Origin of the sequence: Psychrobacter urativorans (assembly GCF_904846675.1) — a bacterium.
GTDB lineage: Bacteria > Pseudomonadota > Gammaproteobacteria > Pseudomonadales > Moraxellaceae > Psychrobacter > Psychrobacter urativorans_B.
The window spans coordinates 1-13,918 of sequence record NZ_CAJHBT010000002.1; the positions used below are offsets into that span (position 1 = coordinate 1).

The following is a 13,918-nucleotide window of genomic DNA, read 5'->3' on the forward strand; positions in this document are numbered from 1 at the left end:
TTTCTTGGTCATGGTAAACTCCTTGTCGAGTCGTTAGTTTACCAAGTTTATCTCTACGGTTTCTTCAGCATAGCTCAAGCATCGGCATCATAGGCTCTGTCAGCGAGCCACGTTTTACTGACAGTGACGTCAAGCAATACATCTGAACCTTGTAAATCATGAGCGGCGCCACCCGTTAAATAAAAACCAGTAGGATTGCCTAAGGCATCGGTACGGATATGGATCTTAGTGCTCAATCCCCCTTTGCTGCGTCCAATGGATTGATCCCTTTTTTTCCAGCGTTGTGCTGGTGTGCTTTGACTATGGTTGAATATAGCATTGCATATGCATTGTCAGGCTCTTCAGGCAGGGCCTGAAACAGACGTTCCCATACTCCTTTTTTTGACCACCGACTGAATCGAGTATGAACCACTCTAAAGTCACCAAAGCGTTCAGGAAGGTCACGCCAAGGCATGCCTGTCTTATAACGATGAAGAACGGCGTCTACAAATAGGCGATTGTTTTTAGCGGTAACACCGACATCACAAGGTTGACCCAGTAGAATGTCTTTAATGCGTTCCCATTGATCATCACGTAATGTATGTCGTCTTGTCATAAGCATCTGCCTGATTTATTTGAAGGTATCATAGTAGTATAGCCTAGTTCTTAATTTCTAATTGATGACATGCCCTAGTACCAAAGTACCTTATCGTATAAGAACACAATCGTATTAAGCGAGTGGTTCTAGGTGGTCGCGGCGACGGCATCATTTGCTAATGCGGTAAGAAATTCTTCTATTCCTAACTTGCCCATATCTTTTGAATGGTATTTGTTGTGGAACAGAATATAGTGTCTTATTCAGCCTATTTAACTTCTTTCAGGTTGATAGCTGTAATGTTTCTGTCTTATGCTTTGCCTGAGTTAATCTAATAATTTTATGGCTATAAACCTACTAAAGTGGCTTTTCTTGCTATACTTGTATTTTGATATTAGTGCTAAATTTATAAGATAATATATTGTTAGCTCTCCAAGGTAAAATTATGGAAATATTAGGTACACTAGATAAAGGCACCAAAATTCAAAGATATATGGATTTAAGTAAATTTATACATGTGCTTGAAAATAAACAACTATTTATGTGCAGGATGGATTATTTTGAAGACAAATTAGAAGGAGGGTTGACAGCACTAAATGATTTTGTTTATAGCGGTGCTGCAGAAGCATTAAGTCATCTCGTGAATAATAGTCTACCTATGAGTTTTGGAAAGGGATTTAATTCTCCTGAAACCATTGAAAAAGCACAAAAAAGAGAAAAAGAATATAACGAAGAATCTAAAACCAGATCACTTTCAACTGTCTTTGGTGATATTGAGCTATCAGAGGTAATAACATATAAAAATGTTATAAGCGAACAAAAAAAATGGCTTGATATAAGTTGTTGGCATCTGAATACAGATGATTTTGAAAGCATCGCAATGTGGAAAATATATGGTGGCGGTACAAATTCTGTATGTATTACAACAACGGTTGGTCAATTGCTTGATGCTATTGAAAATCAGAGTTTGAACCTATTAGTATCTAAGGTTGAGTATATTAATCATTACGAAGATTACTATAAGACAGACCATTTGATAGCGCCTTTTATTCATAAGCACAAAGCGTATAAATTTGAAAATGAAGTAAGATTTATTGCATATAATGCAGAGGTCAACCCTTTATGTAATAGGGATGATGCGGGATCCGTTATTAATCTTAGATCAAATAACTTTATTAATGATGTTAAGGTTTCACCTGAAGCGCCTGAATGGTTTTTTAAATTAATAAAAAGTATTTTTAATACCAGATACGGTCAAGTTGGAAAAGTGGCTCGTTCTGATCTTGACCAACTTATATCTACATTCGGGAACTAACGAGTTACTTAACTAGACTAAAAACCGCTGACTCAGTTTCGCGTTGCCAAATAGTATAGTTAACGATCTTAGTCCGCCTAGCAATGCGTTATGCATAAACCCTTTTTATAAAAATTTCCAAGCCTAAAATTTCACGTTTTAACTAATAGATCTGAAGTGCTTATTGTCTATCAATAGGCTATTTAAAATCTTTTAAAGAGCAGTAATCCAACAACGATAACTATCAAAGAGAAAGCTATGACAACCTCTAAAGTGACTTATCAAGGTCAACTGCGTACAGCTGCCATACACCTGCAATCTAACAGTGAAATTATTACCGATGCGCCCACCGACAATCATGGCAAAGGTGAAGCTTTTTCACCAACCGATTTACTAGCAACCAGTCTAGCCAGTTGTATGCTGACCATAATCGGCATTAAAGCGGCTGATATGGATATTGATATTACTGGAACGACAGCTGAAGTCACTAAAATTATGACTACAGATCCAAGACGGGTTAGCGAAGTACATATAGTTGTGACTTTTATGCAGGCTCTTGATGATAAAACCCAAAAGATATTCTATAACACCGCGCTAAATTGTCCTGTCGCCCAAAGTATACATCCTGATATTACTCAAAAATTGACCTTTGATTGTGCGGAGGGTAATTAACATGATATCTAAAACATTACTTATCGTCGCTCATGCGCCATCAGCAAATACTAAGAAGTTAGCGGAAGCTGCGTATCAAGGCGCTACTCATCCTGATATTGATATCAATGTGGTACTCCAGACTCCAGAGCAGACACAGCCTGAAGATGTTCTCGCAGCAGACGCGCTGTTAATAGGCACGACCGAGAATCTAGCGTATATGGCAGGATTGACGAAGGACTTTTTTGATCGTTGTTATTATCCAGTGCTAGAGAAAAAACAAGGGATGCCATTTGCCTTGTATATTCGTGCAGGTCACGATGGCACCGGTACTAAGCGTGCAATGCAGACCATTATTACCGGATTGCGTTGGTCGTGGATACAAAATGCACTGATTCTACAGGGGGCATGGCAAGATGAGTTTGCAGATCAAGTCGAAGAGCTTGCAATGACACTTGCTGCTGGGATAGAGGCAGGTATTTACTAAATAAAAAAATAACTTATATGAAGAGGCAGCCATGCATCAAGATAGCTTAGGAAGTATAAATATAATATCATCCCCCACGCTACCATTTTCTCAGGCGTGCGAGAATAATAAAGATGCTATTTTGACTGTACTCCAAGATGTACTTAAGCATTCTACGCATGTACTTGAAATAGGATCGGGCACGGGTCAACATAGTGTTCATTTTTCGCCAAAGCTACCGCATTTGCAGTGGCAGACCAGTGATGTTGCCACCAATCATGCCACTATTAAAGCTTGGCATGAGGCTTATCCTGCGCCTAATTTGTATGGGCCGCTACCTTTCAATTTGTTGGTTGATTCTTTACCAATTAGTCTTGCTTCTAAACAATCATACGATGCCGTGTTTACTGCTAATACGATGCATATCATTGCATGGTCTTTAGTGGAGAAACTGTTTGCATTAGTAGGTTATGCATTACCTCTTAATGGAAAGCTTGTCCTTTATGGGCCGTTTAATGATAATGGTAGTTATACCAGTGAAGGCAATCGTCAGTTCGATGCCATGCTACGGCAACGTGATGTTAATAGTGGTATACGCGATAAAGAAGCTATCATAAAGTTAGCAACAACTCATCATCTGGCCTTACTGACCACCCATAAAATGCCAGCAAACAATCAATTAATGGTTTTTAAAAAAACCAGATGATGTCTACTGATTTTAATATCTGATAAGCCTTCATATTTTAATCCTCTATTTATCCGTCTTGAGCTTTTCTTAAGTTTGTCATTCTATCTAAATTTATCTCATAGACTTTTGTCTTTATTCCTGCTTTTTCTGTCATCATCGTTCTTATTTAAGTTGTATAGTTATGATATTTGCTCCCGTTATGATTGAAGCTGATAGTAATTTTTATTTGAATTTGATGTTAAGGTGATTATTAATTACTTGTTAAACTATGTAATTTTTAACTAAACATCAACAACGTTAAGTTAAATATTGCTTAAGATAAATTGATGTGTTTAAGAAAGCTTGACTGCTATAACTTATCCTTCTTAGCGCATGACTTAATAATAAAAATGGCAATGAGTGCCCTTACACTAAAATTAATGATAATAATAGCTAGGACATATGATGAAAAAGAACCCTGATCACAAAGACCCCGCCAAAGATATGAATCCTGAACGTGGCAATGGTGGTGAAACCCATCAGCGTGCAGGCGATGATACGAAAGTACTTACCACCCAACAGGGTGTGGCTATTGCCGACAACCAAAACTCACTAAAAGCCAGCAGCCTTGGCCCAGTCTTATTAGAGGATTTCGTCTTACGTGAAAAAATCACTCATTTTGACCATGAGCGCATTCCTGAGCGAATTGTTCATGCTCGCGGTAGTGCGGCACATGGTTATTTTGAATTAACTGAGTCTTTAGAGGAATATACAACGGCAAAAATTCTAACTGAAACGGGTAAACAGACACCATTGTTCACCCGTTTTTCTGAGGTCGCTGGCAGCAAAGGTGCTAAAGACACCCCGCGAGATGTTCGCGGCTTCGCGGTGAAAGTGTATACAGATGAAGGGAACTGGGATTTGGTAGGTAATAATATGCCTATCTTCTTTATCCAAGATGCGATAAAGTTTCCTGATTTGATCCATGCGCTCAAGCCAGAACCCGATCGTGGTTTTCCGCAGGCGGCTTCTGCCCATGATACATTCTGGGATTTTGTGTCTTTGAGTCCTGAAACCATGAACAATTTAATTTGGCTTATGAGTGATCGCGCGCTTCCGCGTAGTTATCGTATGGTGGAAGGTTTCGGTATTCACAGTTATCGCCTTCTTAATAAAGAAGGCAAAAGTACTTTCATGCGCTATCACTGGAAGCCCGTACTCGGTGTACAGTCGACGACATGGGATGAGGCCGTAAAAATATCTGGTGCCGATCCTGATTTCCTTCGCCGTGATTTATTTGAGTCAATTACTAATGGCGACTATCCAGAATGGGAGTTTGGCGTTCAGTTATTTACTGAAGAAGAAGCAGAAAAATTCCCGTTTGATCATTTAGACGCGACCAAGCTGATTCCAGAAGAATTAGTGCCTGTGAAGATAGTAGGTAAAATGGTACTTAACCGTTATCCTGATAATTTCTTTGCTGAAACGGAGCAAGTCGCATTTTGTCCTTCGCATTTGCCGCCTGGTATAGACTTTAGTAATGATCCATTACTACACGGTCGACTATTTAGTTACTTAGACACGCAGTTAAAACGCTTAGGCTCACCTAACTTTGCCCAGATTCCAATTAACGCGCCAAAATGTCCGTTTGCTAATAACCAGCAAGATGGTCATATGCAAATGCACGTGCCAAAAACGCGAGCCCTTTATGAGCCGCAAAGTCTAGATCCAACAAGACCACGTGAAAGTGTCAAGCGTGGGTTTGAGTCATTCCATGAACAGCTTGATGATGGGGTTAAAGGCCGCATTCGTGCTGAGAGTTTCGCGGATCATTACAGTCAGGCACGTATGTTTTATTTGAGCCAGACGGATATTGAAAAAGCGCACATTGCTAGTGCTTATACTTTTGAGCTAGGTAAAGTAGACACCGCACACGTTCGTACGCGCATGTTAGGTCATCTCATTAACATAGATAAAGATTTGGCAAATCGTGTCGCTGATGCTCTTGGTATGGAACTACCAGAAGCGCCAACACCACAAGCACCAATTCAAGATTTGCCAACATCAAAAGCTGTGCAAACTATTGGTATTACACCTAAAACCCTAAAAGGTCGTACGATTGGCATACTTGTGGCAAAAGGCTCGAAGCGTAGTGAAATAGAAAAGTATGAAAATGCGGCTAAAGCTGAAGGTGCAAGCGTAAAAATCGTTGCCCCAGGCCGTGAAGTCGTACTTGATGATGACACTCGTATTCAGTCTGCTGAGCGTATCGCCGGTGCCCCTTCCGTAATATTTGATGCGGTTGTCAGTATTATCATGCCAGACCAAGCTAAGAAGTTAGCTAACGATAGCTGGACGCTAGACTGGTTCACTGACGCTTATGTAAACTGTAAAGCCATTGCTTATTGCGGCGCTACCGATGAGTTTATCCTAAGTAAGCTACCGATTGAAAAAGATAGCTTTGTAACCCCGCTTGCTGATTTAGATGCCTTTATTGACAATGCCAAATCGCGCTTATGGGAACGTGAACCCAAAGTACGTAACTTAGCTTAGACATGCATAAATAAATGTAAGTTAGTATTTATAGCTATTTCTAATATTATATTGTTTTCTTAAACTCAGCCTACGGGTTGAGTTTTTGCATTTACAGTGGTAGTTTTTCCTAGTATTTGACAAGCTATTAGCTCTCGACTCGCTAAATCTCGATTCATTAAATATAGACACAAGCGTTCACTGAAAACAACTTATTACAAGGTTATCAACGTTATACTAGGGGCTGTTTAGAATTCGACCATGGCTCTGACAGAGACTATTTTTTAGTCGATGCACGACAAAGCTTATCTAGTTTAGTCATTCTAAGCGGATAAGCTTTAACACAGCAGCGGCAAAAAATAGTCCTGTCCCAATAATATTAAATTAAAGCTGGGCTGATGCTAAAATTGCCCTATTCGTCGTAAAAATCTAGCTAAGGCAATAAGCATTATCTGCGCTTTTTACTTAGACTAGAACAATTTTAGCGATCAGCAGAGCCTATTTGTGAATTCTAAACAGCCCCTAAAGACAATATGCTTTGGCAGTTGTATAACGATGAAGTCCAACACTAATAATTATTGATAATTAATCAAGGACGATTAATGAGTTTATGTGAGATTATACGTTTAGATGGATATATTCAAAGCACCTATCTTGTGGTATATCCCGACAAGCTGCTGTTACTCGATGGCTGTTGCCGTCCTGATGTACCAATGGTATTAAACTATATTCAAGAGACGTTACAGCGTCCAGTGACTGATCTAAAAGTAGTCGTGGTGACTCATATGCACCCTGATCACGCCGGCGGGGCAAATAAGCTTCGTCGCTCGACAGGCTGCTGCATTGTCTCAGCGAATAAACCTAATCAATGGTACGCAGGCATTGGCGGTCAATTGATGCATTTAGTGGATACCAGTCTTGCTCACTACGTAGCTAAGCGTCAAGGTCGCCTGCCTAAAAACTTATGGTATCCAGCACATCTGCATCCTGACATCACTGTTAATGATGGCGATAGTGTGCCTGAATTTGATGACTGGCAAGTGCTAGAGACGCCTGGACATACTGATCGAGACTTATCACTGTTTCATCGGCCAAGTCGGCAAGTTTATACTGCTGATTTGATTATAAAGCTACATCATAAATTCGTTGCGCCGTTTCCGATATATGATCCGAAGGCTTATATTAGTTCTCTCCAAAAAGTTAAAGACTTGAATCCCTCTAACGTTATGATGGCTCATGGGCGAGAATTGGTTATTGATGCGGCGACTTTTGATATGTTAATTGTTCAAGCACCTAAGCATCGGCGTACAGTAAAGGATACTATTCGTCATAAGTTATTATGGTGGCGGACCAAAGAGTCTGAGATGGGTTAATGTAATTAAGCCTTTTAAGCTTGTACAAAAAAACTCTTACAATAATTGTAAGAAAAAAAAGCCCAGTCAAATAATGACTGGGCTTTAAGAATATGGTGGGCCGTCCGCGATTCGAACGCGGGACCAATTGATTAAAAGTCAACTGCTCTACCAACTGAGCTAACGGCCCTGAGAAGCGTTAAAAAATTGCATTGTAATTTTAGCTTCGCAAGATAAAATTCCTTTAAATAGGATTTTATTAGAACTTTGCTCTGACATAGATGTTTCTAATTGAGAGCAAGATAAATTTCCTTAAAGGGAAACTTATTAAAACTTAACTCACTATGCTAATGCCGAGTAGGGCAAAATACATAGGAAAGGTCTAACTAAAAATGGTGGGCCGTCCGCGATTCGAACGCGGGACCAATTGATTAAAAGTCAACTGCTCTACCAACTGAGCTAACGGCCCTGAGAAGCGTTAAAAAATTGCACTGCAATCTTAGCTTCGCAAGTCAAAATACTGTAAACAGGATTTTGTTATTCAAACATAACCTAATAATTTAGACATTAAGTTTGTTTCCAAGTTTAGATAATTTGTATCTCTAAACGTGAGAGCACATTATATATAAAATTATAGCAATTACAACCCCGAAGTATAAAAAAAAGACTAAATTTTGCAAAAACAACCCGTTGATTATAGTTTCATGCCTTTTAAGATATGTTTAAAAGTCAGAAAAGCAAAAGTTAGTCTCTTGATAAGGCTTCAACAGGGTCAAGTTTGGCCGCATTACGCGCTGGTAAGAAGCCGAAAACAACACCAATGAGCGTTGAGCAGACGAAAGCGGCAATAATAGAGGTCGGTGAATAAATAACTTTAAAACTATCGCCGCCAACACGGTTGATTAGCTCCCCGATGGCAAACGCTAAGCCAATACCAAGTAGACCGCCCATAATACAGACTAATATCGCCTCAATCAAAAACTGCTGCATGATATCATTTTGGCGTGCACCCACTGCCATTCGTACGCCAATCTCATTGGTGCGTTCAGTGACCGATACCAACATGATATTCATAACACCGATACCGCCAACAATTAAAGAGATAATGGCAATGGATGAAATCAGTAAGGTTAGGGCAGCGGTGGTAGATTCAATGGTTTGGCGAATAGAATCGGAGTTGCGTATCCGAAAGTCATCGGTACCGTGGCGACTTTCCATCAGCTGCGAGATGGCGGACTCAGCGGCAGAGGAGGAAATATTATCATCAATTAGCGCCACGAAGCTTTCGATATAACTGCTGCCTATGAGCCGCGACATCATGGTAGTGTAGGGCATATAAAGGGTTGGCGAGTCCACTCCACCGCCAAATCCGCTATCATTAGGAGCGAGTACCCCAATCACGCGCCCCGGCACACTGCCTATCAGTAATACTTCACCAATGGGATTGGGATTATCAGGAAAAAAGGTTCGCTTGGCATTATTATCAATAATAATATCTTGAGTGCGGCGTAATATGCTTTGTTCATCAAAGCCTTGACCTTGAGTTAAGGTCTCGCCGGTCACATCAAGATAGTCTTTACCTACACCTCTTACACTTGCTGCCTCTTGCACGTTGCGATAGCGTACATTGGTATTATTATTAATTTGCGGGCTGACACTAAGCACATAGGGTTGATCGGCCACTGATTGAGCATCTTGTGGGGTCAGATTGTCATCGTTGTATTGGCGTCTAGGATCGCCATATGGGTAGCCGTCAGAGACAGTGATGGTGTTAGTACCAAGCGAGCTGATACTCGTCAAGATTTGCGCTTGGGAGCCTTTGCCCAATCCCACGACTGATACTACTGAGGCAATACCAATAATAATACCTAACATGGTTAGCAAGGTACGCATTTTATGAGCGCGCATTGCTAGTAATGACATTTTAAAGGCTTCAAGCAAACGATCCATAAAGCTACCAAAGGCACTCTTGCGATGTTTATCAAGAATGGCTTCCGGATGCGCTTGCGTTTCCTTATACTGGTCAGTTTTATAATCAGCAATGATATAGCCGTCTTTTATCTCAATCACGCGCTCGGCTTGGGCTGCCAGATTAGGATCATGGGTCACCATAATAATGGTATGACCTTGGGCGTTTAGGTTTCGCATGATTTGCATGACATCATCGCCAGCCTTACTATCAAGTGCCCCTGTCGGCTCATCAGCTAAGATAATGTCGCCGCCATTCATCAACGCCCGTGCGATAGAGACACGCTGCTGTTGTCCTCCAGACAGCTGGCTTGGTCGGTTATTTACCTTATCAGCCAGTCCTAAATCGCCTAGTAACTGTTCAGCGCGGGCGATACGTGCTTGCCCGTCCATACCGGCATATACTGCTGGGACGGCAACGTTGTCACGGGCGCTAATATCACCTAGTAGATGGTAGCGCTGAAAAATAAAACCGAAATGCTCACGGCGCAATTTTGCCAATTCATCGGCTTCTAAACGGTTGACCGACTGGCCAAAGACTTTGTAATCACCAGCGCTCGCTTGATCCAAGCAGCCTAAGATATTCATCAAGGTGGACTTACCAGAACCCGACTGTCCAATAATGGCGACCATTTCACCTTGGTTAATCGTCAGATTGATATCACGAAGTACGCGAATGGTTTGCTCACCGGCTTTAAATTCTTTAGTCAGTCCTTTGACTTGCATCAATGGGACGTCGATCATATCAGTCGCAGCGCTTGTATTGGGGTCTTGGATACTCATCTACCATACTGCCTATATCAATAATGCTTATATAAATAGTGCTTATATAAATCGATGTCAAAAGCTAGTTTTTTTGTGCTAATTGATCTCTGCCGAGAACTAAATACTCTAAGCACTCATTATCAACTATTAGAATGGACGTCCGCCTTTTCTACCTTTTTCTGAGCCTTCTTCGCTTAAAATAATTTCATCGCCTACGCTTAATCCACTTAAGATTTGCGCATTAACACGGTTATTAATACCGACTTTTACGGTTTGTTCAACCACTTCGCCATCGGCTTTGAGAACGCGAACTTTGGCCATGGTGACGTTAGCATCATTATTAGCATCGTCGCTATTAGCTTTGTTGTTATTACCCTTATCAGAATCAGTGGGTTTTTTAGCTTTGCCGACAGGTTGTAGGGCAGCTGAAGGAATGAGCAAAGCGTCTTTGGCTTGATTAATAACAATATAAACCTGCGCGGTCATGTCAATTCGAAAGCGGCGTTCGGCATTGGGTACTTCGATGTAACCCACATAATAAATGGCGGCATCGGTTGAGCTGGTATCACTAATACGCTCAGGTGCAGGCTCGATAGCCTTGAGTACGGCATCATACTTTTGATCCGGATTACCGATAATATTAAAATATACTGGCATATTTGCTTGCACATTGATGACGTCGGCTTCAGAGATTTGTGCATTAATACGCACCGTTGACAAGTCTGCTAAAGTGACAATGGTTGGGGCACTTTGATTGGCGTTAACAGTGGTGCCCTGTTCGGTGATAACTGACACTATGGTACCTGCCATCGGTGCACGGATAGTGGTATAACTGAGGTCTTCTTGAGCAGTATTAACGTTGGTCTGTGATTTACGCAGCGCGGCCCGTTGGCTATTAATATTAGCTTCGGTTGTAGCAATGGCAGCTTTAGCGGTATCGATGGCGGCACGAGCACTAGAAACGGCAGATTTTGCCGTTTCAATACGTGTGGCTTGGGTATCGTATTCCTGCTGGGATATGGCATCAATAGCAACTAAAGATTGCAGGCGTGCAAAGTCAGACTGGGCTTGTTTTAGGTCTGACTGCCGGCTAGCAAGGTCAGCATAAGCACTTTTTAGTCCCGCTTCACGGCTCAATGCTTCTGCTTGGGTACTTTGGATAGCAGCCACGCTTTGGTCAAGGCTGGCTTGCTCATTGCTTAAGTTGTTCTTTTGCGTGACTTGATCAATCTGCGCAATAAGATCACCCTTTTGCACCTCGTCGCCTACTGCAACAAAGAGCCGTTTGACCTCACCGGACACCTGCGCCCCGACGTCAACGGTATTAAGCGCTTTTACCTTACCAGATGCCATGACGTTATTTTCTATATCGCCAATTTCAGCCGGCGCAGTCAGATAGTTAGGCTGAATATCTTTTGGTTTAAAGGTTTTATAGGCCAATGCCCCTAGAGCTATAACAATTAAGGCAATAATGCCCCATTTGATAGCAGACTTTTTGCTTAGTTTGCGCATGCGAGCATCCAATTACAGTCAAATCAAGTATGGGTATAGTAAAGGCTTCATTACTAAAAGGGAATGACAATTAGTTTGCGAAAGGTTAAGGGGAGGTTATAGAGGATAAGTTGTAATGACAGTTATCAGTTACAGCTATGAACAATGGTTATAAAGAACGGCTGCAAGTAAATGCGGATAGAATATGTTAACGTTTATTTTATAGGGAATAAACGCTGTCCCGCTAACTCCAATGCTGCTTGTAATAACAGCTCCCATGCTGGCTGTCGCACAATTCCTTTAATAGCTTGGTCACAGCGATAAATAAGAGCAGGCCATTGCAAAGTTTGAGCCTTTGACTGTCGCCGGCAGGCTTGCTGATATAGTCCTTGTTTACTGCGCCAAATTCCTAGCGTTTGCGGGTCTTGACCATCCATTAATGCCATAATCTGGCGCATGTCTTTGCTGATTGCCCAGAGCACTAAGGTGGTTGGCTCATCAGTGGCTTGAAGTTGAAATATTATCTTTGCCACTTGCGTACTATTACCTGCTAGCATGGCATCGGATAAATCAAATACGCTAAATTGAGCATCGCTGACTAAGGCCGCTTGTAAGTCGCTGATATCCAGCGCTACGTTTGTAGAAGTTGTTTTAGTCGTGCTGCCATCATTGCCTTGCCCATTACTATTTGCTGCTAACGACTTATTGTTAGCTGCTAATTCTGGCGCAAATAAATAGGACAGCCGCCATAAAGTTTGATAAGCACTTATTATATGATGCTCGGTATGCGACATTAGTAACTGCCAAGCCTCTTGAGATAGCTTGAGACCGAACTGCTGAGCCTGAATTTGCAACAGCTGCTGGCGTTGGCGTTCATCGTATAAATTACAATCGATGACATGACCATATTGCGTAAAAGGCGAAAACCATTTGCTACTTTGGGCGCGGCGGTCTTGCTTAGATGTCAGCCACAATAAGCTATGACCATTAGCTTCTGTTTGTGCTTCTTGAGCAAAGCGTTCTAGCTCAACGATAACGGCTTTATCTGGCTTATGATTGCCCGTTACAATCAAGGCACTGGCATCATCAAATAAAGACAAACTACTCAGCTCTGACAAGACTTCCTGCCAACTCTTGACTGATACCAGCTCGACGCGCTTAATTGCATAATTTTGCGCACGCCAATGCGGTCGCAGTGCATCAATAAGCCATTGATGTAACAGTGGCTCATCGCCATGTGCTAGCCACAAGCCTGCTACTGCAACTTCGGTGTGCAGTAGCTTTGGATAGGCTTGGATAAAGGTATCTTGCATAGGTGTTGAGTTATCAGCTTATAAAGTGAAGTGCAATCAATATAAATATCTAAAAGGATAGGTCAGCTACTAAGGACGCGGTGCGACACTGGTAGTCGTAGTTGGCACTGTTGTTGCAACGCTGCTGTTACTGTGATCGCTATTAACACTGTTCTGCATTAACTTAGTAGCGCTGGTAGGGTTTATTTTCGGTAGACCAATGGCTACATATTGATCGGTAATACGCCGCGCTAAGCTGTCATATAGCCAATCGCGAATTTGACCGCCTTGCTGATCGTCGGTACTGACCGATGCTTCGTTATATTGATAACTACGCTCAACTTGGATAGGGTTGGTCAAAGTCACCGGTTGACCCTCTTGAATGGTTTTGTAAGTGACATCTGCTGATAATACCAAGCGAATTTCGGTCAGAACGCCGACTAGCTCATAACGCTTAAAGCGTACATTATTGACAGTAATAGTAGCGATCTGTTCCGCTGCTCCGCTATTAGAGGTATTATTTGCACTCTCGATAAGCGTCATGCTATCGACTACATCTACACCTAAAGCTTCTAAACGTCGTGTTAAGGGCAGTTTTAATGGGAATGATATGCGATTGTCTTCAATGACTACCGCAGTTTTAGCAGCATCGAAACGCAAAGGCGCATCATAGCCCCGTAAGTGAAAGCCGCAACCATTAAGGCTAGTGGCTGCACCTACTACCGTAAGCATTGGCAAGGCAGCAAGTAACACTGTAGTCAGACCTTTCACTCGGTTTTTTGCATAAAAGCCTTTTGCATCTACTGACAAGTGCGCGGGTCGGTGCTGATACGCCATAACTACTATCCTTATTGTTAATAGGGGCT

The 13,918-nt window shown here is 41.8% G+C and carries 10 protein-coding genes, 2 tRNA genes and 1 pseudogene; 6 read left to right on the forward strand and 7 right to left on the reverse strand.

Features of this window, described 5'->3' with window-relative positions:
- Positions 1-83 precede the first annotated feature (83 nt).
- Positions 84-595, reverse strand: a pseudogene (locus JMY06_RS01380) (IS5 family transposase); the annotation flags it as partial.
- 424 nt (positions 596-1,019) lie between these two features.
- Here JMY06_RS01380 and JMY06_RS01385 point away from each other — a divergent pair.
- The 6 genes from JMY06_RS01385 (at position 1,020) to JMY06_RS01410 (ending at position 7,557) form a co-directional block, all read left to right on the forward strand.
- Positions 1,020-1,889: a DUF2971 domain-containing protein gene (locus tag JMY06_RS01385; RefSeq protein ID WP_201615648.1), complete on the forward strand. Its 870-nt coding sequence runs from the start codon at positions 1,020-1,022 to the stop codon at positions 1,887-1,889.
- A 237-nt stretch (positions 1,890-2,126) separates the two neighbouring features.
- Positions 2,127-2,540 (forward strand): OsmC family protein, encoded by a 414-nt coding sequence (locus JMY06_RS01390; protein WP_201615649.1) that lies wholly within the window; start codon positions 2,127-2,129, stop codon positions 2,538-2,540.
- A gap of 1 nt (position 2,541) precedes the next feature.
- Entirely contained in the window at positions 2,542-3,006 is a 465-nt protein-coding gene (locus JMY06_RS01395) for a flavodoxin family protein (protein WP_201615650.1), read from the forward strand.
- A 31-nt stretch (positions 3,007-3,037) separates the two neighbouring features.
- Complete coding sequence (locus JMY06_RS01400) at positions 3,038-3,691, forward strand: DUF938 domain-containing protein (RefSeq protein WP_201615651.1); 654 nt, start codon at positions 3,038-3,040, stop codon at positions 3,689-3,691.
- A 426-nt stretch (positions 3,692-4,117) separates the two neighbouring features.
- Positions 4,118-6,205, forward strand: coding sequence for a catalase (locus tag JMY06_RS01405; protein ID WP_201615652.1), 2,088 nt, complete (start codon positions 4,118-4,120; stop codon positions 6,203-6,205).
- A 581-nt stretch (positions 6,206-6,786) separates the two neighbouring features.
- Positions 6,787-7,557, forward strand: coding sequence for an MBL fold metallo-hydrolase (locus JMY06_RS01410; RefSeq protein WP_201615653.1), 771 nt, complete (start codon positions 6,787-6,789; stop codon positions 7,555-7,557).
- Positions 7,558-7,650: 93 nt separating this feature from the next.
- Here the strand turns inward: JMY06_RS01410 and JMY06_RS01415 are convergent.
- The 6 genes from JMY06_RS01415 to JMY06_RS01440 all read right to left on the reverse strand — a co-directional run bounded on the left by JMY06_RS01415 (position 7,651) and on the right by JMY06_RS01440 (position 13,889).
- A tRNA-Lys gene (locus JMY06_RS01415) sits at positions 7,651-7,726 on the reverse strand.
- Between the two features lie 203 nt (positions 7,727-7,929).
- A tRNA-Lys gene (locus tag JMY06_RS01420) sits at positions 7,930-8,005 on the reverse strand.
- Positions 8,006-8,280: 275 nt separating this feature from the next.
- A complete protein-coding gene (locus JMY06_RS01425) occupies positions 8,281-10,287 on the reverse strand; it encodes a MacB family efflux pump subunit (protein WP_201615654.1) in 2,007 nt (668 codons plus the stop codon).
- A gap of 129 nt (positions 10,288-10,416) precedes the next feature.
- On the reverse strand, positions 10,417-11,781 hold the full coding sequence (locus JMY06_RS01430) for an efflux RND transporter periplasmic adaptor subunit (protein ID WP_201527627.1): 1,365 nt from the start codon (positions 11,779-11,781) through the stop codon (positions 10,417-10,419).
- Positions 11,782-11,975: 194 nt separating this feature from the next.
- Positions 11,976-13,073 carry a DNA polymerase III subunit delta gene (locus tag JMY06_RS01435; RefSeq protein ID WP_201615655.1) on the reverse strand — a complete coding sequence of 366 codons (1,098 nt, stop codon included), beginning with the start codon at positions 13,071-13,073 and terminating at the stop codon, positions 11,976-11,978.
- Between the two features lie 69 nt (positions 13,074-13,142).
- Complete coding sequence (locus tag JMY06_RS01440; protein WP_227672105.1) at positions 13,143-13,889, reverse strand: hypothetical protein; 747 nt, start codon at positions 13,887-13,889, stop codon at positions 13,143-13,145.
- Positions 13,890-13,918: the final 29 nt, after the last annotated feature.

Excerpts from the sequence above, each read along its gene's own strand:
- JMY06_RS01385 (WP_201615648.1), top strand. The coding sequence starts at position 1,020 with ATGGAAATATTAGGTACACTAGATAAAGGCACCAAAATTCAAAGATAT.
- JMY06_RS01390 (WP_201615649.1), top strand. The coding sequence starts at position 2,127 with ATGACAACCTCTAAAGTGACTTATCAAGGTCAACTGCGTACAGCTGCC.
- JMY06_RS01395 (WP_201615650.1), top strand. The coding sequence starts at position 2,542 with ATGATATCTAAAACATTACTTATCGTCGCTCATGCGCCATCAGCAAAT.
- JMY06_RS01400 (WP_201615651.1), top strand. The coding sequence starts at position 3,038 with ATGCATCAAGATAGCTTAGGAAGTATAAATATAATATCATCCCCCACG.
- JMY06_RS01405 (WP_201615652.1), top strand. The coding sequence starts at position 4,118 with ATGAAAAAGAACCCTGATCACAAAGACCCCGCCAAAGATATGAATCCT.
- JMY06_RS01410 (WP_201615653.1), top strand. The coding sequence starts at position 6,787 with ATGAGTTTATGTGAGATTATACGTTTAGATGGATATATTCAAAGCACC.
- JMY06_RS01425 (WP_201615654.1), bottom strand. The coding sequence starts at position 10,287 with ATGAGTATCCAAGACCCCAATACAAGCGCTGCGACTGATATGATCGAC.
- JMY06_RS01430 (WP_201527627.1), bottom strand. The coding sequence starts at position 11,781 with ATGCGCAAACTAAGCAAAAAGTCTGCTATCAAATGGGGCATTATTGCC.
- JMY06_RS01435 (WP_201615655.1), bottom strand. The coding sequence starts at position 13,073 with ATGCAAGATACCTTTATCCAAGCCTATCCAAAGCTACTGCACACCGAA.
- JMY06_RS01440 (WP_227672105.1), bottom strand. The coding sequence starts at position 13,889 with ATGGCGTATCAGCACCGACCCGCGCACTTGTCAGTAGATGCAAAAGGC.